Source organism: Streptomyces sp. NPDC101234 (genome assembly GCF_044767525.1).
Taxonomy (GTDB): domain Bacteria; phylum Actinomycetota; class Actinomycetes; order Streptomycetales; family Streptomycetaceae; genus Streptomyces; species Streptomyces sasae.
This window is the reverse complement of sequence record NZ_JBIWOA010000017.1, coordinates 146,213-167,478: the sequence shown is the minus strand read 5'-3', so window position 1 is coordinate 167,478 and position 21,266 is coordinate 146,213. Positions and strand designations below refer to the sequence as shown.

At 69.5% G+C, this 21,266-nt stretch carries 23 protein-coding genes; 4 read left to right on the top strand and 19 right to left on the bottom strand.

Annotation, left to right across the window (positions count from 1 at the left end; translation table 11 throughout):
• Positions 1–149 precede the first annotated feature (149 nt).
• From ACIRR9_RS29510 to ACIRR9_RS29500, 3 genes are all read right to left on the bottom strand, one after another.
• Positions 150–473 carry an STAS domain-containing protein gene (locus ACIRR9_RS29510; protein ID WP_123974097.1) on the bottom strand — a complete coding sequence of 108 codons (324 nt, stop codon included), beginning with the start codon at positions 471–473 and terminating at the stop codon, positions 150–152.
• Between the two features lie 218 nt (positions 474–691).
• Positions 692–1,540 (bottom strand): 3-hydroxyacyl-CoA dehydrogenase family protein, encoded by an 849-nt coding sequence (locus ACIRR9_RS29505; protein ID WP_365347622.1) that lies wholly within the window; start codon positions 1,538–1,540, stop codon positions 692–694.
• A 148-nt stretch (positions 1,541–1,688) separates the two neighbouring features.
• Positions 1,689–2,330, bottom strand: coding sequence for a TetR/AcrR family transcriptional regulator (locus ACIRR9_RS29500; protein ID WP_403757802.1), 642 nt, complete (start codon positions 2,328–2,330; stop codon positions 1,689–1,691).
• A gap of 80 nt (positions 2,331–2,410) precedes the next feature.
• Here ACIRR9_RS29500 and ACIRR9_RS29495 point away from each other — a divergent pair, with 80 nt between their 5' ends.
• The 3 genes from ACIRR9_RS29495 to ACIRR9_RS29485 are packed head-to-tail and all read left to right on the top strand — an operon-like array spanning position 2,411 to position 4,545.
• Positions 2,411–3,196 (top strand): ABC transporter ATP-binding protein, encoded by a 786-nt coding sequence (locus ACIRR9_RS29495; RefSeq protein WP_403757799.1) that lies wholly within the window; start codon positions 2,411–2,413, stop codon positions 3,194–3,196.
• Between the two features lie 13 nt (positions 3,197–3,209).
• The gene (locus tag ACIRR9_RS29490) at positions 3,210–3,959 is read left to right on the top strand and encodes an ABC transporter permease (RefSeq protein WP_403757796.1); all 750 of its coding nucleotides are present in this window, start codon (positions 3,210–3,212) and stop codon (positions 3,957–3,959) included.
• Between the two features lie 13 nt (positions 3,960–3,972).
• Entirely contained in the window at positions 3,973–4,545 is a 573-nt protein-coding gene (locus ACIRR9_RS29485) for a cob(I)yrinic acid a,c-diamide adenosyltransferase (protein ID WP_403757793.1), read from the top strand.
• 29 nt (positions 4,546–4,574) lie between these two features.
• On the opposite strand, the gene ACIRR9_RS29480 is transcribed toward ACIRR9_RS29485, so the two are convergent.
• Genes ACIRR9_RS29480 through ACIRR9_RS29465 form a run of 4 tightly spaced genes read right to left on the bottom strand, consistent with a single transcriptional unit; the run spans position 4,575 to position 7,386 of the window.
• Positions 4,575–4,772: a hypothetical protein gene (locus ACIRR9_RS29480; protein WP_403757790.1), complete on the bottom strand. Its 198-nt coding sequence runs from the start codon at positions 4,770–4,772 to the stop codon at positions 4,575–4,577.
• Positions 4,772–5,173, bottom strand: coding sequence for a hypothetical protein (locus tag ACIRR9_RS29475; protein ID WP_365347634.1), 402 nt, complete (start codon positions 5,171–5,173; stop codon positions 4,772–4,774). The genes ACIRR9_RS29480 and ACIRR9_RS29475 overlap by 1 nt, the downstream gene beginning before the upstream one ends.
• 51 nt (positions 5,174–5,224) lie before the next feature.
• Positions 5,225–6,691: a sensor histidine kinase gene (locus tag ACIRR9_RS29470; protein ID WP_403757787.1), complete on the bottom strand. Its 1,467-nt coding sequence runs from the start codon at positions 6,689–6,691 to the stop codon at positions 5,225–5,227.
• Positions 6,688–7,386, bottom strand: coding sequence for a response regulator transcription factor (locus ACIRR9_RS29465; protein WP_365347638.1), 699 nt, complete (start codon positions 7,384–7,386; stop codon positions 6,688–6,690). Before ACIRR9_RS29465 ends, ACIRR9_RS29470 begins: the two co-directional genes overlap by 4 nt.
• Positions 7,387–7,657: 271 nt before the next feature.
• On the opposite strand from ACIRR9_RS29465, the gene ACIRR9_RS29460 reads away from it, so the two are divergent.
• Positions 7,658–9,484 (top strand): glycosyl hydrolase family 18 protein, encoded by a 1,827-nt coding sequence (locus tag ACIRR9_RS29460; protein ID WP_403757784.1) that lies wholly within the window; start codon positions 7,658–7,660, stop codon positions 9,482–9,484.
• A 73-nt stretch (positions 9,485–9,557) separates the two neighbouring features.
• Here ACIRR9_RS29460 and ACIRR9_RS29455 read toward each other — a convergent pair whose 3' ends face one another.
• From ACIRR9_RS29455 to glyA, 12 genes are all read right to left on the bottom strand, one after another.
• Positions 9,558–10,004: a DUF2550 domain-containing protein gene (locus ACIRR9_RS29455; RefSeq protein WP_123974108.1), complete on the bottom strand. Its 447-nt coding sequence runs from the start codon at positions 10,002–10,004 to the stop codon at positions 9,558–9,560.
• A 122-nt stretch (positions 10,005–10,126) separates the two neighbouring features.
• On the bottom strand, positions 10,127–10,501 hold the full coding sequence (locus ACIRR9_RS29450) for a F0F1 ATP synthase subunit epsilon (protein ID WP_123974109.1): 375 nt from the start codon (positions 10,499–10,501) through the stop codon (positions 10,127–10,129).
• Between the two features lie 132 nt (positions 10,502–10,633).
• The gene (gene atpD / locus ACIRR9_RS29445) at positions 10,634–12,067 is read right to left on the bottom strand and encodes a F0F1 ATP synthase subunit beta (RefSeq protein ID WP_365347644.1); all 1,434 of its coding nucleotides are present in this window, start codon (positions 12,065–12,067) and stop codon (positions 10,634–10,636) included.
• Complete coding sequence (locus ACIRR9_RS29440) at positions 12,068–12,985, bottom strand: F0F1 ATP synthase subunit gamma (RefSeq protein ID WP_403757781.1); 918 nt, start codon at positions 12,983–12,985, stop codon at positions 12,068–12,070.
• Positions 12,986–13,006: 21 nt separating this feature from the next.
• Positions 13,007–14,596: a F0F1 ATP synthase subunit alpha gene (gene atpA / locus ACIRR9_RS29435; protein WP_403757778.1), complete on the bottom strand. Its 1,590-nt coding sequence runs from the start codon at positions 14,594–14,596 to the stop codon at positions 13,007–13,009.
• A gap of 126 nt (positions 14,597–14,722) precedes the next feature.
• Positions 14,723–15,538, bottom strand: coding sequence for a F0F1 ATP synthase subunit delta (locus ACIRR9_RS29430; RefSeq protein ID WP_403757775.1), 816 nt, complete (start codon positions 15,536–15,538; stop codon positions 14,723–14,725).
• Complete coding sequence (locus ACIRR9_RS29425; RefSeq protein WP_403757773.1) at positions 15,535–16,080, bottom strand: F0F1 ATP synthase subunit B; 546 nt, start codon at positions 16,078–16,080, stop codon at positions 15,535–15,537. Before ACIRR9_RS29425 ends, ACIRR9_RS29430 begins: the two co-directional genes overlap by 4 nt.
• Before the next feature lie 37 nt (positions 16,081–16,117).
• On the bottom strand, positions 16,118–16,366 hold the full coding sequence (locus ACIRR9_RS29420) for a F0F1 ATP synthase subunit C (RefSeq protein WP_365347652.1): 249 nt from the start codon (positions 16,364–16,366) through the stop codon (positions 16,118–16,120).
• Between the two features lie 77 nt (positions 16,367–16,443).
• The gene (gene atpB / locus ACIRR9_RS29415; protein ID WP_403757771.1) at positions 16,444–17,280 is read right to left on the bottom strand and encodes a F0F1 ATP synthase subunit A; all 837 of its coding nucleotides are present in this window, start codon (positions 17,278–17,280) and stop codon (positions 16,444–16,446) included.
• Positions 17,281–17,490: 210 nt separating this feature from the next.
• Entirely contained in the window at positions 17,491–17,922 is a 432-nt protein-coding gene (locus ACIRR9_RS29410) for a hypothetical protein (protein WP_403757769.1), read from the bottom strand.
• Between the two features lie 312 nt (positions 17,923–18,234).
• Positions 18,235–19,599 carry an MraY family glycosyltransferase gene (locus ACIRR9_RS29405; RefSeq protein WP_365347658.1) on the bottom strand — a complete coding sequence of 455 codons (1,365 nt, stop codon included), beginning with the start codon at positions 19,597–19,599 and terminating at the stop codon, positions 18,235–18,237.
• A gap of 149 nt (positions 19,600–19,748) precedes the next feature.
• Positions 19,749–20,993 carry a serine hydroxymethyltransferase gene (glyA, locus tag ACIRR9_RS29400; RefSeq protein WP_403757767.1) on the bottom strand — a complete coding sequence of 415 codons (1,245 nt, stop codon included), beginning with the start codon at positions 20,991–20,993 and terminating at the stop codon, positions 19,749–19,751.
• Between the last annotated feature and the right edge of the window lie 273 nt (positions 20,994–21,266).

The window sequence follows — 21,266 nt, the reverse complement described above, 5'->3', positions numbered from 1 at the left end:
GGGTGGTAACGGCGGCGGGCGACCGAACCTTAAACCTTGGCACAGTATCTACGACAGTCCGGGGTACCGCGCCGTCCGAGACATCACAGTCTCGTGAGGATTGCGTCTGACATGCGCATGCGCGCCGTCCGCCCGGGGCACCCCCTGCGTCACACCCTGGGCAGCGACTCCACCCCGATGCCCCCCTCGATCGCCAGGATCCGGTGCAGCCGGGTGGCCACCAGCAGGCGCTGCATCTGCGGCGGTACGTCGCGCAGCACCAGGCGGCGGCCGCAGCGGCCGGCCCGCCGGTGGGCCCCCATGATCACCCCGAGTCCGGTGGCGTCCCAGGAGTCCAGCTCGGACAGGTCCAGCACCAGATCGCCGACTCCGTCGTCGACGGCCGTGTGCAGGACCGTACGGGCGTCCGCCGCGCTGCGGACGTCGAGGCGGCCCCCGACGACCAGCTCGGCGTGGTCGCCCCTGATGTACATATGCGCTCCCCGAGAGTGCGTGTCCTACTCCATGAAAGTGATGTCCGGTGATGCAACTTCTGACTGCATTCGACGGTCCGAGGTTGCCATCTGTAAGCGAACCGATACCGAATTCACCCCCAGGAGGGACACTCCTGGGGTTTGTGCGTTTTCAGAGGTGGTTCAGTTCTGGTTCCGATGTGATTCGGAAGCGGCCAGAGGTGGTACGCACTGGTGTTTCAGTACGTGTAGAAGCCCTGCCCGCTCTTGCGTCCGATGTCACCGGCGTCAACCATCCGGCGCATCAGCTCCGGCGGGGCGAACTTCTCGTCCTGCGACTCGGTGTAGATGTTGCTGGTGGCGTGCAGCAGGATGTCGACGCCGGTGAGGTCGGCCGTGGCCAGCGGGCCCATGGCGTGACCGAAGCCCAGCTTGCAGGCCAGGTCGATGTCCTCGGCGGTGGCGACGCCCGACTCGTACAGCTTGGTGGCCTCGACGACGAGCGCCGAGATCAGCCGGGTCGTCACGAAGCCGGCGACGTCCCGGTTGACGACGATGCAGGTCTTGCCGGTGGACTCGGCGAACTCCCGCGCGGTGGCGAGGGCTTCGTCGCTGGTCTTGTAGCCGCGGACGAGCTCGACGAGCTGCATCATCGGCACCGGCGAGAAGAAGTGGACGCCGACGACACGCTCGGGGTGCTCGGTGGCCGCCGCGATCTTGGTGATCGGGATGGCGGAGGTGTTGGAGGCGAGCACGGCGTCCGGGCGCACGATCTTGTCGAGCGCGCGGAAGATCTCGTGCTTGACCTCCAGCTTCTCGAAGACCGCCTCGACCACGATGTCCGCGTCGGCGACGGCGTCCAGGTCGGTGGTCGTGGTGATGCGGCCCAGGGCGCTGTCGGCGTCGTGCGCCTCCAGCTTCCCCTTGCTCACGAACTTGTCGTACGAGGCCTGGATACCGCCGATCGCACGGTCCAGTGCCTCGTCGGTGACGTCACGCAGGACCACGTCCCAGCCGGCCTGTGCGGCGACCTGGGCGATGCCGGAACCCATCAGGCCGGCACCGATGACGGCAAGCTTCCGTGCCACTCCGCTCCCCTTACACGCTGTTTAGGTATGGCTCTTGGGCGGACCCTAGCGCTCGTGAGGGGGCGGGAAACCAGGTAAGTAACGCGTGTCACGGTCTCAGGGGGTGAGACAACCGTCACGTCCCGTCAGGCGGTCGCGGCGGCACCGGTCATTCCGCGCCACGCACGGCGTAGTTGAGGACCTTCTCGCTCAACAGGTCCTCGATGTCGTCGAGAAGCACCAGCACCTCACGTGATACTTCGCGAGGATCGCCCCCCTTGACCATTTCGCGACCGATGACCGACATGACCGTACTGTGCACCCAGCCGAGCTGACCGGCGATCAGCTGTGGCATCGGGTCGTCGGCCGCGGCGCCGGTGTCCTCGCGCAGCGCCTCCTCCGCCTTGGCCTGCACCTCCTGGCCGATGACCCACAGCCGGGAGCGCAGCGCGGACGCCTCCTCGATCACCCGCAGGAACTGGGCGTAACCGGGCATGAGCCCGACCCGGGGCGAGACGGCCTCGACCTCCTCGCGCAGTTCGCGCAGGACGGCGCCCACCGCGGACTCCCCCTTCCGGCGCCCGCGCACCCACCCGGCGAGCCGGTCGACAAGACCGGCGGAGCGGTCGAGGAACAGGTCCTCCTTGGCCGGAAAGTAGTTGTACACGGTGTTCACGGAGACGTCGGCGGCCTCGGCGATCTCCGCGACGGTCACCGCGTCGAAGCCGCGTTCGACGAACAGCCCGGTGGCGACGTCCGAGATGTACTGCCGGGTCTGCCGTTTCTTCCGCTCCCTGAGCCCCTCTGCCATGTCCGGATCCTACCCCTCGCTGGTGTCATAGAAATTTTGGAGTCATTGCAAAATTTCAGTCCCTCTGTTTTTCTGGTCGCATGACAGCAGTCATCAGCGCGGCCGGACTGGCCCGCACCTTCCAGACCAGGCACGGCCCGGTGGCGGCCGTGCGCGGGATCGACCTCACCGTCCGCGCGGGCGAGATCCTCGGCTTCCTCGGCCCGAACGGCGCCGGCAAGACGACCACCCTGCGGATGCTCACCACCCTGCTGACGCCGACCGGCGGCACGGCCACGGTGGCCGGCCACGACCTGGCCGCCGACCCGGCCGGGGTGCGCCGCGTCTGCGGTTACGTCGCCCAGTCCGGCGGCGTCGACCCGCAGGTCTCGGTGCGGGAGGAACTGGTCACCCAGGGCCGCCTCTATCGCCTGACCAGAGACCAGGCGGCCGCCCGGGCCCGGGAACTGGCGCACGATCTGGGCTTCACCGGGCTCCTCGACCGCAAGTGCGGCGCGCTCTCCGGCGGCCAGCGTCGGCGCCTCGACATCGCGATGGCCCTCACCCACCGCCCGAAGGTGCTGTTCCTCGACGAGCCGACGACCGGTCTGGACCCGGGCAGCCGGGCCGACCTGTGGGCGCTGGTGCGGCGGCTGCGCGACGAGCACGGGACCACGGTCTTCCTCACCACCCACTACCTCGACGAGGCCGACGCCCTCGCCGACCGCCTGGTGATCGTCGACCGGGGCGTGGTCGCCGCCGAGGGCACCCCGACCGCGCTGAAGCTGGCGCACGGCGGCTCGATCGACGCGACGCTCCAGGACACCTTCCTCGCCATCACCGGCCGCGGCCCCGCCCCGGCCGACCCCGCCCCCGTAGCCGTATAGGACCAGGACCCCGATGCTTCTCCACGACACCGCGCTGATCTACGGCCGCTGTCTGCGCCAGTCGCTGCGCTCGCGGCTCGCGCTGCTCTTCGGCCTGCTGATGCCGCTGCTCTACCTTCTCTTCTTCGGCCCGCTCCTGACCCGGCTGCCGCTGGGCGGCGGGGCCAGTTCCTGGCAGGTCCTGGTCCCTGGACTGCTGCTCCAACTCGGGCTGTTCGGTGCCGCGTTCGCCGGGTTCGCGGTCATCGTCGAAAAGGGCCAGGGGGTGCTGGAGCGGATGCGGGTGACGCCCGTCAGCCGGCTCGCGCTGCTGCTGGGCCGGGTGCTGCGGGACGCCACGGTCCTGGTCCTCCAGGCCGTGCTGCTGGTGCTGGCCGCGGTGGCGATGGGGCTGCGCGCCCCGCTGCCCGGCATCCTGATCGGCTTCGGGTTCGTCGCGCTGCTCACCGTCTCGCTGGGCTCGCTCTCCTGTGCGGCGGCGATGAAGGTGAGCACCCCGCAGGAGTTCGGCCCGCTGATCAACGCGGTGACCATGCCGTCGATGCTGCTGTCCGGCCTGATGCTGCCGATGACCCTGGCACCGGCCTGGCTGGACGTCCTCTCCCACCTCGTCCCGCTCCGCTACCTGGTGGACGCGCTCCGGGACGCCTACGTCGGCTCGTACACGAGCACCCACATGGTGTACGGCGTCCTCGTCGCCGTCGGCTTCGCGACACTCGCCGTGACAGTGGGCACACGCGTCTTCCGTACCGCCGGAGCGTAACTACGCTGGTCACATGGTCAATCTGACACGCATCTACACCAGGACCGGCGACCAGGGCAGCACCGCCCTCGGGGACATGAGCCGGGTCGCCAAGACCGATCTGCGGATCTCGGCGTACGCGGACGCCAACGAGGCGAACGCCGTGATCGGGACCGCGATCGCACTGGGCGGGCTGGACGAGGAGATCGTCAAGGTCCTCACCCGGGTGCAGAACGACCTCTTCGACGTCGGCGCGGACCTGTCCACACCCGTGGTGGAGAACCCGGAGTTCCCGCCCCTGCGTGTCGAGCAGTTCTACGTCGACAAGCTGGAGGCGGACTGCGACCGCTTCAACGAGCGGCTGGAGAAGCTGCGTTCCTTCATCCTGCCGGGCGGTACCCCGGGCGCGGCCCTGCTCCACCAGGCCTGCACGGTCGTACGGCGGGCCGAGCGGTCGACGTGGGCCGCGCTGGAGGTGCACGGCGAGGTGATGAACCCGCTGACGGCGACCTATCTGAACCGGCTGTCTGATCTGCTCTTCATCCTCGCCCGCACCGCCAACAAGGACGTCGGGGACGTGCTCTGGGTGCCGGGCGGGGAGCGCTGAGGCGCGGCGCTCCCCGCCTCGCCCCCTGCTCAGCGGTCCGTGTCGTCCTTGGCCGTGTCCTTGTCCGCCTGCGCGAGCCCGGACTCGGCGGCGGCCACCTTCTGCTGCATCTGCGAGTAGCCGGAGGGGGTGGCCGCGGCCTTGTCCGGCGATCCGGCGGTATGGGCGCAGCCCGCGGTGAGTCCCGCGAGGACGGCGAGCGCGGCGGCAGCGAGCTTCGGGCGCATCAGCTCGCGCCCCCGCCGTTGCTCCGGCACCAGGTCTGCACATCGGCCAGATCCTGCTTCCGCTGCTCCAGCATCGGCACCAGGGACTTGCGGAAGGTGAGCCGGTCCTGGAGGTAGGTGGCGACCTCGGCGTGGCCCGCCGCCTTCGCGTTGTCCAGCCGCTTCTGCAGCCGGGCGATCGAACCCCGGCGGTCCGCCCCGGCGTTGAGCCGCTGCAGCGCGCGGTCGATGCGCTGGTCGATCCTGGGTGCCCGCTTGCACAGGGCCTGTGCCCCGTCCCCGGTCGGGGGCGCCGTCGGCCCGGGCGTGCCGCCGGCCTCGGCCGCGCCGGTGCCCGCGGCCAGCAGGGCCGCGGTGGCGAGCCCCACGAGCAGGGCGCGCCGCTGGTGTCGTGCGTACATTGCGTTCTCCGTTCCGCGGACGGCCCCGTCGTCCGTCCGACGCGACGGAGGCTAGGAACTGTCTTTGGGGAAATTCTGTGACCGGTTTGTCCGGGCTGTGGCGATCAACCAGTCGCGGTGCGCGGGCAGTTCGCCGCCGGCCCGGGGCAGCCGCACCTCGAAGCGGGTTCCGCCGCCGTCCGGACCGTCCGTGACCGTGACCCGGCCCTGGTGCAGCGCGGCCTGCTGGGCGACCAGCGTCAGACCGAGCCCCGAGCCCGAACTGCCGGGCCCGCGGCGGAACCGCTCGAAGATCCGGTCCCGTTCGGCGGCCGGCACTCCCGCTCCGCGGTCGTCCACGGTGATCACGGCCTGTCCGTCCGCGCTCCGCAGCCCGACCGTCACATCGGCCCGGCCGTCCGGGCCTTGGCCGTGGGCCAGCGCGTTGGCGAGCAGGTTGTCCAGGAGCAGCCGCAGTCCCGGTTCCCAGCCGTGGACCGTGAGCCCGGGTGCCGCGTCCACGGTGATCCGGGCCTCCGGGGCGCGCCGCCGGGCCTCGGCCGCCGCCGCGTCGGCGACGTCCGCCAGGTCCACGGTCCCCAGGGCTTCCCCCTCGACCAGGTCGCCCCGTCCCAGCTCGCGCAGCATCACCAGCAGGCCGAGCAGCCGGGCGTGTTCGTGGCGCAGGTCGGTGAGGACCTCCGTGCGGTCGGGCTCGGGGAGGTGGGGGTGGGCGGCGAGGATGTCGACGTTGGTGCCCATGCTCATCAGCGGGGTGCGCAGCTCGTGGGCGGCCGCCACCGAGAAGGAACGGGCGGTGTCCAGCGCCTCGGCGGTGCGGGCGGCCTGTTCGTCGTAGCGGGCTAGGGCCTTCTGGAGTGTGGCCGCCAGGTCGTCGACCTCGGTCACCCCGGTCGGCTCGTGGTGCAGTCGGGCGGTGCTGGTGCGCGGGTCGAGTCCCGCGGTACGGCTGCGGAGCCGGCGCAGCGGACCGGTGGCGCCGGTGGCGATGCCCCAGGCGAGCAGGCCGGACAGGGGAGCGGCGAGCAGGGTGGTCACCAGCACCCGGCGTCGGACGAGCCGCAGCTGTGCCTGGTCCGCGGCGTTCGGTGCGAAGACCCACAGCGTGCCGGAGCCGCGGACGGTGGTGACGGGCTCGGCCAGGGCACGCCAGCTGGTCCCGCCGTCCCGGACCGTGACCGGGAGGGCCGCCCGCCGGGCGGGCAGCGGGACCGAGACGTCCGGCTGGGGGCCGCCGCTGAAGGTGGCGTCCGCTCCGACGACCCGTACGCCGACGTCCAGGGCGGCGCTGAACAGCTGCCGCTCGCGGGTGTCGGCCGCCTTGGCGCGGCCGCCCGCGCTGGCCCGCAGCAGGGCGCGGGCGGCCGGGGCCACCGCCGTGGCGCGGGCGCGGAGATGGTCGTCCTCGGCCCGGTGCAGATCGTTGCCGACGAGGCGGAGCAGCAGCCAGCCGGAGGCGAGCACGAGCAGCGGCACGGTCACCCCGACCGCGAGCCCGATGCGGGTGGAGAGCCTCACGACGACGACTCCCTCAGCACGAAGCCGACCCCGCGCACCGTGTGCACGAGCCGGGGCTGCCCGTCCGCCTCCAGTTTGCGGCGCAGATAGCTGACGAACGTGTCGACGGCGTCGCTGCGGACGTCGAAGTCGTAGCCCCACACCCGGTCCAGCAGCTGGTCCCGGGTGAGGACGATCCCGGTGTTACGCGCGAGCACCGCCAGGAGTTCGAACTCACGCCGGGTCAGGTCGAGCGGCCGGCCGTCCCGTTCCGCGGTGCGGGCCGCCGGGTCGATCACCAGGCCGGCCACCCGCAGCACCTCCCGGCCGGTGGGCGGCCGACGGCGCAGCAGTGCCCGTAGCCGCAGCACCAGCTCCTGGAGGGCGAAGGGTTTGACGAGGTAGTCGTCGCCGCCCGCCTGGAGCCCGGCGATCCGGTCCGCGGTCTCGTCCAGGGCGGAGAGCATCAGCACGGGCAGGTCGAGGCCGTCGTCGCGGAGCCGGGTGCACACCTCGATGCCGCTCATGCCGGGCATCGAGACATCGAGCACCAGCACGTCGGGCGGGGTGTCACGGATCGCGGCGAGGGCCGCGGCCCCGCTGTCGGCCGCCCGAACGGCGAAGCCGCTCAGCCTCAGTCCACGCTCCAGCGAGCGCCGGATGGCCGCGTCGTCGTCCACCACCAGCACGCCCCCGGGGCGTTCCCCCTCGCTCATGCCCGCCTCCCTCGCTCAGTGCCTGGTCAGCGTACGGCCCTCCGCCGGGCGGACGGCAGCGGTCATGGCCGGCGGCTCGGTCCGCCCCCGGCCCGCGCGGTGCGGCTGAGCACAAGCGGGCGGACCGACAAGGGAGTTGGGGATCAGACAGCACGTATACAGAGTGGTCCAGACCTATTGACCGGTGGTCCAGACCTTTCTATCCTCGCGGCACTGTGGGTATGAGGCTCAGTCATGCCCACGTCACCCCCGATCGAGAGGGAGGCGCAGCATGCGCTTCAGACACAGAGCCGCGGCGGGGTTCGCGACCCTGTTGCTCCCCCTGGCCGGTCTGGTCGGCCTCGCGAGCCCGGCCCAGGCCGCGACGTCCGCCACCGCCACCTACACCAAGTCCTCGGACTGGGGCACCGGTTTCGGCGGCCAGTGGACCGTCAAGAACACCGGTACCACGTCGATCAGTTCATGGACCGTCGAGTGGGACTTCCCCTCCGGGACATCGGTCACCTCCGCGTGGGACGCGGACGTCACCTCCTCCGGCACCCACTGGACCGCCAAGAACAAGTCCTACGACGGCACCATCGCCCCCGGCGGCTCCGTCTCCTTCGGCTTCAACGGCGCCGGCTCCGGATCACCGAGCAACTGCCTGATCAACGGCGCCAGTTGTGACGGCGGTACCACCGTCCCCGGCGACTCGGCACCCTCCGCGCCCGGCACCCCGACCGCGTCCGGCATCACCGACACCTCGGTGAAGCTGAGTTGGGCCGCCGCCACCGACGACAACGGCGTCAAGAACTACGACGTGCTGCGCGACGGCAAGGTGGTCTCCACGGTGACCACCACCTCGTACACCGACACGGGACTCACGGCCGGCACCGACTACTCGTACACCGTCCAGGCCCGCGACACCGCGAACCAGACGGGCCCGGTCAGCGGCGCGGTCGCGGTGCACACCACCGGCGGTACGACCACTCCCCCGACCACCGGTTCCAAGGTCAAGCTCGGCTACTTCACCGAGTGGGGCATCTACGGCCGCAACTACCAGGTGAAGAACCTGGTGACCTCCGGCTCCGCGGCCAAGATCACGCACATCAACTACGCCTTCGGCAACGTGACCAACGGCCAGTGCGCGATCGGCGACGCCTACGCCGACTACCAGAAGACGTTCACGGCCGACACGTCGGTCAGCGGGGTCGCGGACACCTGGGACCAGCCGCTGGCCGGCAACTTCAACCAACTGCGCGAGCTGAAGGCCAAGTACCCGAACATCAAGATCCTGTGGTCCTTCGGCGGCTGGACCTGGTCCGGCGGCTTCGCCCAGGCGGCGGCCAACCCGACCGCGTTCGCCGACTCCTGCTACAACCTCGTCAAGGACTCCCGCTGGGCCGATGTCTTCGACGGCATCGACATCGACTGGGAGTACCCGAACGCCTGCGGGCTGAGCTGTGACACCAGCGGCTCGGCGGCCTTCAAGAACGTGATGGCCGCGCTGCGCGCCAAGTTCGGCTCCTCCGCCCTGGTCACCGCCGCCACCACGGCGGACGGCTCCGCCGGCGGCAAGATCGACGCCACCGACTACGCGGGCGCCTCCCAGTACGTCAACTGGTACAACGTGATGTCGTACGACTTCTTCGGCGCCTGGGCCGGCACCGGGCCGACGGCACCGCACTCCCCGCTCACCTCGTACACGGGCATCCCGACCGCGGGCTTCGACACCGCCGACGCGATGGCCAAGTTCAAGGCGCAGGGCGTACCGGCGAGCAAGCTGCTGATCGGCATCGGGTTCTACGGCCGCGGCTGGACCGGTGTCACCCAGGACGCGCCCGGCGGGACGGCCACCGGACCGGCGGCGGGCACCTACGAGCAGGGCATCGAGGACTACAAGGTCCTCAAGACGTCCTGCCCGGCCACCGGCACGATCGCGGGCACGGCGTACGCGCACTGCGGCAGCAACTGGTGGTCCTACGACACCCCGTCGACCATCGCCGGGAAGATGAGCTGGGCCAAGGCCCAGGGGCTCGGCGGCGCGTTCTTCTGGGAGTTCAGCGGCGACACGAGTGACGGCGAGCTGGTGAGCGCCATCAACTCCGGGATGTCGTAAGACGCTCCGGGGAAAGATCCCCTAAGCGACGTTGACGCTCCCCCAGACTTCGTCCGGGGGAGAGTGAATGTGGCTACGCCACATTCACTCGCTGACCGGGCGGGGCTGCTTCCAGCCACGCGAGGAATCCGGTCAGCGCGTCTTCGCTCATCGCGAGTTCGAGGCGGGTGCCCCGATGGGTACAGGCGAGGATCACGGCGTCGGAGAGCAGCGCCAGTTCCTCCTCGCCGTCGGGCAGCCGACGGCCGGCCACCTCGATCTGGGCCCGCTCCAGGACCCGGCGGGGACGGTAGGCGTAGGAGAAGACGCGGTACCACTCGACGCTGTCCCCGTTGTAGCGGGCGACGCCGTAGCTCCAGCCTTTTCCGCTGGCGTCCGGTTTCTCGGGGACGTCCCAGCGCAGCGAACAGTCGAAGGTGCCGCCGGAGCGCTGGATCAGTCTGCGGCGCAGGCCGAACAGGAACAGCCCCACCACCACGAGCGCGACCACGATTCCACACACAGTCAGAGCGAGGACCATCGGCACCGACCTCCTCGTCTCCTAGGTAATGGAACGTAAAAAAGACCCGGATCTACTTCAGCCGCGGCTGGGACCCAAGGTCCCAGCCGCGGCTGAATGACGTCATCGCACAGCGTGCAGTGTCAGCGTGCTGTCGCCGCCCGCAGGCGGACGTCGGCGCGCCGCTCGGCGGTGGCATCGCCCTCCGCCTTCGCACGCTCCAGCTCCCGCTCCACGCGCTGGACGTCGATCTCGTCCGACAGCTCGGCGATCTCGGCCAGCAGCGACAGCTTGTTGTCCGCGAACGAGATGAAACCGCCGTGCACCGCGGCGACGACCGTTCCACCTTCACTCGTACGGATGGTCACCGGGCCCGACTCCAGCACACCGAGCAGCGGCTGGTGACCGGGCATGACGCCGATGTCGCCGGACGTGGTGCGCGCGACGACCAGGGTGGCCTCGCCGGACCAGACCTCTCGGTCGGCCGCGACCAGCGCGACGTGCAGCTCAGCAGCCAAGGTGGCTCCTCGGGTCACCACCCGGCAGTGGCGCCGGGTGTTGGGGTCAATTCTAGTAGGCGTGAGTGAGGGGGCGGGACGCGCCCGCCCCCTCACCCGAACTCGTACCGGGTCATGAAGTCATGACCGGGTTCAGGAGACGCCCAGCTCCTTGGCGTTGGCCTTGAGGTCCTCGATGCCACCGCACAGGAAGAACGCCTGCTCCGGGAAGTGGTCGTACTCGCCGTCGATGATCGCGTTGAAGGCCGCGATCGACTCGTCCAGCGGGACGTCCGAACCGTCGACGCCGGTGAACTGCTTGGCGACGTGGGTGTTCTGGGACAGGAAGCGCTCCACGCGACGGGCACGGTGGACGGTGAGCTTGTCCTCCTCGCCCAGCTCGTCGATACCGAGGATCGCGATGATGTCCTGGAGGTCCTTGTACTTCTGGAGGACCGTCTTCACGCGCATCGCGGTGTTGTAGTGGTCCGCCGCGATGTAGCGCGGGTCCAGGATCCGGGACGTGGAGTCCAGCGGGTCCACGGCCGGGTAGATGCCCTTCTCCGAGATCGGACGGGACAGCACCGTCGTCGCGTCGAGGTGGGCGAAGGTGGTGGCCGGGGCCGGGTCGGTCAGGTCGTCCGCGGGGACGTAGATCGCCTGCATCGAGGTGATCGAGTGACCACGGGTCGAGGTGATGCGCTCCTGGAGGAGACCCATCTCGTCGGCCAGGTTCGGCTGGTAGCCCACCGCGGAGGGCATCCGGCCGAGCAGGGTCGAGACCTCGGAACCGGCCTGCGTGAAGCGGAAGATGTTGTCGATGAAGAACAGCACGTCCTGCTTCTGGACGTCACGGAAGTACTCGGCCATGGTGAGGCCGGCCAGCGCGACGCGCAGACGGGTGCCCGGGGGCTCGTCCATCTGGCCGAAGACCAGGGCGGTCTTGTCGATGACGCCCGAGTCGGCCATTTCCTCGATGAGGTCGTTGCCCTCACGGGTGCGCTCACCGACACCGGCGAACACGGAGACACCGTCGTGGTTGTTGGCGACGCGGTAGATCATCTCCTGGATGAGCACCGTCTTGCCGACACCGGCACCACCGAACAGACCGATCTTTCCACCCTTGACGTACGGGGTGAGAAGGTCGATGACCTTGACGCCGGTCTCGAACATCTCGGTCTTCGACTCGAGCTCGTCGAAGTTCGGGGCCTTGCGGTGGATGGACCAGCGCTCACCCGTGTACTGCTCGTCGACGTTCAGCACGTCACCGAGGGTGTTGAACACCTTGCCCTTGGTGAAGTCGCCGACCGGGACGGTGATGCCGTCGCCGGTGTCGGTCACCGGGGCCTGGCGGACCAGACCGTCGGTGGGCTGCATGGAGATGGTGCGGACCAGGCCGTCACCCAGATGCTGGGCGACCTCCAGGGTCAGCGTCTTCTTCTCGCCGGCGTTGGCCGGGTCGGCCACCTCGACGTGAAGGGCGTTGTAGATGTCCGGCATCGCGTCGACGGGGAACTCCACGTCGACGACCGGGCCGATGACCCGGGCGACGCGGCCCGTGGCCGTCGCGGTCTCAACAGTGGTCATTTATCGGTCACTCCCCGCGGTCGCGTCGGCCAGGGCGCTGGCGCCACCGACGATCTCGCTGATTTCCTGGGTGATTTCGGCCTGGCGGGCCGCGTTGGCAAGACGGGAGAGCGTGTTGATCAGCTCGCCCGCGTTGTCGGTGGCCGACTTCATCGCGCGCCGCGTGGCGGCGTGCTTCGAAGCCGCCGACTGGAGCAGCGCGTTGTAGATGCGGCTCTCCACGTAGCGCGGCAGCAGGGCGTCGAGGACGTCCTCCGCCGAGGGCTCGAAGTCGTACAGCGGGAGGATCTCACCCTTGGGGGCGCTCTCCTCCGCGACCTCTTCGAGGCGCAGCGGCAGCAGCCGGGCGTCGAGCGCCGTCTGCGTCATCATCGACACGAACTCGGTGTAGACGATGTGGAGTTCATCCACGCCGCCGTCCGCCGTCTCCGTCTCGATGGCCTCGATCAGCGGCGCCGCGACCTTCTTGGCGTCCGCGTACGAGGGCTCGTCGGTGAAGCCCGACCACGACTCCACGACCTTGCGCTCGCGGAAGTTGTAGTGGGCCAGACCGCGGCGGCCGACGATGTAGGTGTCGACCTCCTTGCCCTCCGCCTGGAGGCGCGCCGTCAGCTGCTCGGCGGCCTTGATCGCGTTGGAGTTGAAGGCGCCGGCCAGACCGCGGTCGCTCGTGAGGAGCAGCACCGCGGAACGCGTCGGCGTCTCCGCCTCGGTGGTCAGCGGGTGCTTGGTGTTCGAGCCGGAACCGACCGCCGTGACCGCGCGCGTGAGCTCGGTCGCGTACGGCGCGGAGGCCCGCACCTTGCGGTGCGCCTTGACGACACGCGAGGCGGCGATCATCTCCATCGCCTTGGTGATCTTCTTGGTCGCGGTGACGGATCGGATGCGACGCTTGTAGACCCGGAGCTGGGCTCCCATGAGTCAGGTCCCTTCCTTACGTCACTTGGCCGCGGCCGGAACGTCCTCGCCGAGAAGCTTGCCGTCCGAGGTCTCGAACTGCTTCTTGAAGTCGGCGATCGCGTCGGCAACAGCGGTGAGGGTGTCGTCCGACATCTTGCCGCCCTCCTTGATGGAGGTCATGAGGCCCTGCTCCTTGCGGTGCAGGTACTCGAGCAGCTCCTTCTCGAAGCGGCGGATGTCGGCGACCGGGACGTCGTCCATCTTGCCGGTGGTGCCGGCCCACACGGAGACGACCTGGTCCTCGGTGGACATCGGCTGGTACTGAGCCTGCTTGAGCAGCTCGACCAGGCGCTGACCACGCTCCAGCTGCGACTTCGACGCGGCGTCCAGGTCGGAACCGAAGGCGGCGAACGCCTCCAGCTCGCGGTACTGGGCGAGGTCCAGACGCAGACGGCCGGAGACCTGCTTCATCGCCTTGTGCTGCGCGGAACCACCGACTCGGGAGACGGAGATACCGACGTTCAGCGCGGGGCGCTGACCGGCGTTGAACAGGTCCGACTCCAGGAAGCACTGGCCGTCGGTGATGGAGATGACGTTGGTCGGGATGAACGCCGAGACGTCGTTGGCCTTGGTCTCGACGATCGGCAGACCGGTCATCGAACCGGCACCCATGTCGTCGGAGAGCTTGGCGCAGCGCTCCAGCAGACGGGAGTGCAGGTAGAAGACGTCACCCGGGTAGGCCTCACGGCCCGGCGGGCGGCGCAGCAGCAGGGAGACGGCGCGGTAGGCGTCGGCCTGCTTCGAGAGGTCGTCGAAGATGATGAGGACGTGCTTGCCCTCGTACATCCAGTGCTGGCCGATGGCCGAGCCGGTGTACGGCGCCAGGTACTTGAAGCCGGCCGGGTCGGACGCCGGGGCGGCGACGATGGTCGTGTACTCCAGCGCGCCGGCCTCTTCCAGGGCGCCACGCACGGAGGCGATGGTCGAGCCCTTCTGGCCGATGGCGACGTAGACGCAGCGGACCTGCTTCTTCGGGTCGCCCGAGCGCCAGTTGTCGCGCTGGTTGATGATCGTGTCGACGGCCAGGGCGGTCTTGCCGGTCTGGCGGTCACCGATGATCAGCTGACGCTGGCCGCGGCCGACCGGGGTCATGGCGTCGACGGCCTTGTAGCCGGTCTCCATCGGCTCGTGCACCGACTTACGGGCCATGACGCCGGGAGCCTGCAGCTCCAGGGCGCGGCGGCCGGACGTCTCGATCTCGCCGAGGCCGTCGATCGGGTTGCCGAGCGGGTCGACGACGCGGCCGAGGTAGCCCTCGCCGACCGCGACGGAGAGGACCTCACCGGTGCGCTGCACCGGCTGACCCTCCTCGATGCCGCTGAACTCACCGAGGACGATGGCGCCGATCTCGCGCTCTTCCAGGTTCAGCGCGAGGCCGAGGGTGCCGTCCTCGAACTTCAGCAGTTCGTTGGCCATGGCCGAGGGAAGACCCTCGACCTTCGCGATGCCGTCGCCGGCAAGGGTGACCGTACCGACCTCCTCGCGCGAGGCCGCGTCCGGCTTGTACGACTGGACGAAGTTCTCCAGCGCGTCCCGGATCTCCTCCGGCCGGATCGTGAGCTCCGCCATCTGGGTTCCCTGCTCTCCTTGTTGGGCCCGAAGTTTCACTTGGGGGGTCTGGGGGCGACCCCCAGGATTCTTCTTGCACGGCCCAACCCGGGCCGTCGTAAGTACGTACTGCTCTTGAAGTCGGTGTCAGCTCGCCATGCGGCGGGCCGCGTCCTCGAGCCGGTCCGCGATGGAACCGTTGATGACCTCGTCACCGACCTGCACCCGGATCCCGCCGACGACCGTGGGGTCGACGTCGAGGTTGAGGTGCATCGTGCGGCCGTAGAGCTTCGCGAGGGCGGCGCCCAGGCGCTGCTTCTGCGGCTCGCTCAGCGGCACCGCCGAGGTGACGACGGCGACGACACGGCTGCGGCGCTCCGCGGCGAGCTTGGACAGGGCCTCCAGGCCCGCTTCCAGGCTACGTCCCCGCGGCACGGTCACAAGGCGCGTGACCAGACGCTCGGTGACCGGCTTGGCGCGGCCGCCGAGCAGCCGGTGCAGCAGCTCGGTCTTGGCGGCGCCGGTGGCCCTGCGGTCGGTCAGCGCGGCGCGCAGCTCGGTGCTGGAGGAGATGATCCGGCCGAACCGGAACAGCTCGTCCTCGGCGTCGTCGAGCGTGCCCGACTTCTCCGCGGCGGTGAGGTCGGCGACGTCCGCCAGCTCCTCCAGCGCGTCCACCAGGTCGCGGGGCTGCGACCAGCGGGAGCGGACCAGACCGGCCACCACGTCGGCGGTGGTCTCGGAGACCTGGCCGCCGATCAGGCGCCGGACCAGCTCGGCCTTCGCCTCGCCGGACTGCGCCGGGTCGGTGAGGACCCGACGCAGGCCCGCCTCGCGGTCGAGCAGCGCGGTGACGGCCGCCAGCTCGTCGGCGAGCCGCGTCGCGTCGACGGACGTGGAGTCCGTCAGCGCGTCGAGACGCTCACGTCCGGCTGCCAGGGCCTCGCGGCTCGCTCCGTTCATCGCGCGGCCTCGGCCTTCTCCTCGAGCTCGTCGAGGAAGCGGTCGATCACGCGGCTCTGCCGGGCGTGGTCCTCAAGGGACTCACCGACGAGCTTGCCGGCCAGGTCGGTGGCCAGCTGGCCCACGTCCTGACGCAGCGACTGCGCGGCGGACTTGCGGTCGGCCTCGATCTGGGCGTGACCGGTGGCGACGATCTCCTCACGCTGCCGCTGGCCCTCGGCGCGCATCTCGGCGATGAGCGTGGCGCCCTGCTCCTGAGCCTCCTGGCGCAGGCGCGCGGCCTCGTGGCGGGCCTCGGCGAGCTGGGCCTTGTACTGCTCAAGGACGCTCTGGGCCTCGGTCTGCGCGGCCTCGGCCTTCTCGATACCGCCCTCGATCGCCTCGCGGCGCTGCTCCAGAACCTTGTTGATGTTCGGAAGGAGCTTCTTGGCGAGGAAGCCGAAGACGATGACGAAGGCGATCAGGCCGATGACGAGCTCTGGGACCGGCGGGATGAGAGGGTTTTCGGGCTTCTCCGCCGCCAGCTGAACCAAGAGGCTCATATCAGTGCCTTTCGTCTAATGGTGCGCGACGGTCGGGTCAGGAGGTCGGGTAGACGAACGGCATGACCAGACCGATCAGGGCGAGCGCCTCACAGAAGGCGAAGCCGAGGATCTGGTTGGCGCGGATCAGGCCGGCCGCCTCGGGCTGACGGGCGAGGGCCTGGGTGCCGTTACCGAAGATGATGCCGACGCCGACGCCCGGGCCGATCGCCGCGAGGCCGTAACCGATGGAACCGAGGTTGCCGATGACCTGGGCGCCGGCGGCAAGGGTCTGGAGAGCGGACATGCCGGTTCTTCCTTCTCTTTCAAGGACCGGTGGGGGTTGGCCACCGGATGTGCATGGGTGAGTGGTCGGGTTGGCGCTCAGTGGGACTCGGCGAGCGCGCCCTGGATGAAGCTGCAGGTCAGCAGTACGAAGACGTACGCCTGGACAGCCTGGATGAAGAGCTCGAAGGCGGTCATCACGAGGACCATGACGAACGACACGGCGGAGTACGCGATGCCGATGCCGTTCAGCATGTACCAGCTGGCGATCGTGAAGAGCAGCAGCAGTGTGTGGCCGGCGAACATGTTCGCGAAGAGTCGGACGGCGTGGGTGAAGGGCCGCACGAGCAGGTTCGAGAAGAGCTCGATCGTCATCGACAGCGGGAGGACCGCGCCGAGCGACTTGTCGTAGCCGGTGAAGTTCTTGAAGGCGCCGACGAAACCGTGGCGCTTGAAGGTCAGCGAGACCCACAGGATGTAGACGATGGCGGCCAGGCCGACGGGGTACGAGATGATCGCGGTGACCGGGAACTGGGCGACCGGGATGATCGACCAGAGGTTCATCATCCAGACGAAGAAGAACAGCGAGACGACGAGCGGGACGTACTTCTCGCCTTCCTTCTTGCCGATGGTCTCGTAGACGACACCGCGCCTGACGAAGTCGTAGCCGGCCTCGGCGACCATCTGGAGCTTGCCCGGGATGACCTTCGGACGGGCGAAGGCGGCCCAGAAGACGGCCACGATGATGATCGACCCGAGCAGCGCCAGCAGCATCGTCTTGTTGAAGTACACGTTGCTGTTCGCGTCGCCGAAGATCGGCTCGAACAGGAACGAGTGCAGGCCCGGAGCCGGGAAGCCACACCCGCTGAACAGGTGACAGCTCGTGTCGAAAGCGAGCGTCTGCGTCGGGTCAGCACTCACCGCGGGCTCCTTCATCGTGGCGCATGGATACGGCAACCTCGTTGTGTCGGCGCGGCACATGGCCGCGGTTCGGCACGGGACTGGTGTTACGGATGTGGGGGCGGCTGAGGGGCATCTCGCCTCGCGATCGAACAGGCGTCAGCTCAGATGCCCGCGCCCGCGATGCCGCAGTTGGCACCGGACGATAGCAGGATCTCTCGTACGCCTTTATCCCGCCCCTACCCCTCACGACGAATGCCCGGACTTCTCGGCCTTGTCGGCCTTGTCGGGTTCGACATAGAGGATCTTGGCCTTCATGTGGGCACGGGTCTGCGCGGCGATCCACGTGAGTGTGGCGACCACGAGCGTGATGGCGAAGACCCGGGGGTTGAACAGCGTCGTGTTCTTGAACAGGGCCATGAAGATGAACAGCAGCAGAAGCTGGGCCGCGTAGAGCATCAGGCCCATCATCTGGAAGAGCTGCGGCATGGATTTGGCCGTGCGCTGCAGAACGTAGAGACCGATCCCCATGAAGAGGATCACGATCACCGTCCCGACGACCGCCCCGATCGCCCCCTTGCCGCCCGCGACCACGCCGCTGACGACAGCGGCGAGCACGCCGACGGCGGCCGTGGGTACGGCGGCCTGGGCCAGGATCCGGGCGTCATTGGACGGCATGGCGGCAACTCCGCTTTCGCAGGGGGCAGGGTGTCGTCATGGACGAGCGTAGTCCCGGTCGGAGGGGCGAAAAGCTCACGCCGACCTCACGCCGATGGACCATCGCACTGGGGTCCTTCGGCTCTCTCCCGGGTTCTCGTGAACCGTATCACAAACTATTTGATGAGGTCTTTACCTGGTAGGTGTGCCAGCTGTCACACATGAGAGTGAACCTGCCCGTCCGAGCAAAAACCGAGCCGTTGTGTCTGGTATTGGGGGTCTTTGCTCCCCCACGAGTTGGCAATGCTCTAGTCAGATTCTTACCTTGGCGGGTCAGCGTGAGGACCCGGAAGTACGCCGGTCCAGGAAGCGCGAACGGGGGCCGATCGCGGTCGCGCCATTGACCGAGGGCGCTCCCGCGGTGACCGGAGAGCGGTGCCCGGCGGGCTCCTCCTCGCACTCCGGCTCCTCGTCGGCCGCAGGCGTCTGCGGGGTTGCGGCGCCCGGCGCCTCGGCGGCCCGGGCGGCCCGGCGGCGCCGGTAGCGGGGCGGCACGAAGGCCTCCGCCCAGCGCGGGGTACGCGGTGTGAACCGCGGCAGCAGAAGCAGGACCAGGCCGATCGCGCTGAGGAACACCACACCGAGCACGATCCACATGGACGCGGAGTTCACCGAGTAGGCCAGCGCGCCGAAGGCGATCAGCGCCGACCAGAAGTACATGATCAGCACGGCCCGGCTGTGCGAGTGGCCGATCTCCAGGAGCCGGTGGTGCAGATGCCCCCGGTCCGCCGCGAACGGCGACTGGCCGCGCCAGGTGCGCCGGACGATCGCCAGGACCAGGTCGGCGGCCGGCACCGCGATGATCGTCAGGGGCAGCAGCAGCGGGATGTAGACCGGCACCGTCTGGTGGACCGCCGCCTTCTCGGAGCCGGCGTACAGGTTCAGCGCGTCCGGGTCGACCTGGCCGGTGATGGAGATCGCGCCCGCGGCCAGCACCAGCCCGATCAGCATCGAGCCCGAGTCGCCCATGAAGATCCGCGCCGGATGCATGTTGTGCGGCAGGAAGCCCAGGCACATGCCCATCAGGATCGCCGAGAACAGCGTCGCCGGGGCGGCGGCCTCGATGCCGTACGAGTACCAGATCCGGTAGGCGTACAGGAAGAACGCGGTCGCCGCGATGCACACCATGCCGGAGGCCAGGCCGTCGAGGCCGTCGACGAAGTTCACCGCGTTGATCGTGATGACGACCAGGGCGACCGTCAGCAGCGTGCCCTGCCACGGGGTCAGGGCCACATTGCCGACGCCCGGGATGGGCAGCCACAGGATCGTCAGACCCTGCATGACCATGACGCCCGCGGCGATCATCTGACCGCCCAGCTTGATCAGCGCGTCGATCTCGAACTTGTCGTCGAGCACACCGATCAGCCAGATCAGCGCGGCGCCGGAGAGCAGCGCCCGCGGCTCGTTCGACTTCTCGAAGACCTCGTTGAGGTTGGTCAGGTGGTCGGCGACCAGCAGACCCGCGCACAGGCCGAAGAACATCGCGATCCCGCCGAGCCGCGGAGTCGGTTCCCGGTGCACGTCACGGGCCCTGATCTCCGGCATGGCCCCGGCCACGATCGCGAACTTCCGTACCGGCCCTGTCAGCAGGTACGTCACCGCGGCCGTGATGCAGAGCGTCAGCAGGTATTCACGCACAGGCTTCCCCACAGGTCTCGCTGGCCATCACAGCCCCACACCCTAGCGAGGGACGCATATGTATGGGGACTTCCGGGTAGCGACGATGGTTGCACGTGTGGCTGTGAACCGTGCGCACAACGGGTGTACGACGCTGCGCCTACCCCGTCTCACCCGGGATACGGCGGAAATCTACCTGTGAGCTCACGCACCTCGTCACGCACCCTCCCCGCTTCCGTGTCACCGCGCAACGCGCCCCCCAGCAGGGCCGCGATCCGGAGCATCTCCTCCTGCCCCATGCCCTGCGTGGTCACGGCGGCGGTGCCCAGGCGCAGCCCCCGCGCGTCCGCGTGCGGCAGGGCACAGCAGTCGAGGACGATCCCGGCCGCCGCCAGCCGCCCCCGGGCGGAGCGGCCGTCGACGCCGAGCGGGGCGGTGTCGACGGTGATCAGGTGCGTGTCCGTGCCGCCGGTGGTGACCACCAGCCCCTCGCCGGCCAGCGCGGCCGCGAGCACCTTGGCATTGGCGACCACCTGATGGGCGTACGCGGTGAACGCCGGTGTCGCCGCCTCCCCGAACGCGACCGCCTTGGCGGCGATGCTGTGCATCTGGGCGCCGCCCTGGGTGAACGGGAACACGGCCCGGTCGAGCCGCTCGGCCAGCTCCGGCGACCCGCACAGGAGCATCCCGCCGCGCGGCCCGCGCAGCACCTTGTGCGTGGTCGCGCACACGACATCGGCGTACGGCACGGGGTTCGGCGCCGCTCCCCCGGCGACCAGCCCGATGGGATGCGCCGCGTCCGCGATCAGATAGGCGCCGACCTCGTCGGCGACCTCGCGGAAGTACGCGTAGTCGATGTGGCGCGGATAGGCGATGGAGCCGCACACGATCGCCTTGGGCCGGTGGCTGCGGGCCAGCGCCCGCACCTGGTCGTAGTCGATGAGCCCGCTCTCCGCGTCGACGCCGTACCCGACGAAGTCGAACCAGCGGCCGGAGAAGTTGGCCGGCGAACCGTGCGTGAGATGGCCGCCGTAGGGCAGCCCCAGGGCGAGAACGGTGTCTCCGGGGCGCAGCAGGGCGGCATAGGCGGCCAGCACGGCGGACGACCCGGAGTGGGACTGCACATTGGCGTGCGCGGCGCCGAACAGGGCCTTGGCGCGGTCGACGGCGAGCCGCTCGGCGACGTCGACGATCTCGCAGCCGCCGTGGTGCCGGGCGCCCGGGTAGCCCTCGGCGTACTTGTTGGCGAGCGGCGAGCCGAGGGCGGCCAGCACGGCCCGGGAGGTGAAGTTCTCGGCGGCGATCAGCTGGAGCGAGTTCGACTGCCGGGCCAGCTCGCCGAGGAGGATCTCGGCCAGCTCCGGATCCTGCCGCCGCAGCAGATCGGTCTCATCGAGGGTAGGGATGACCGACATGGCGGGCTCCGGGCGGTCGACGGTGACGTACGACCAATGTAGGCCGGGTATGGGGCCGACGCGCGGTTTGTGCGTATGAGTGGGGTGCCGGTGGTTTCGCCACCGGATGACTGTGGTGGCGGTGGTTTCGCTGCCGGAGGGGTGATGCGGAGAGTCGCGCGGCTGCAGGTGCGCGGGGGTTGCTCGCGCCCACGCGGCGGTAGCCGCACATCGATACGGCCCCGCGCCCCTTACGGGGCGCTTCGCCCCCGCCGCCCCCGCCTGCCGTGGGCA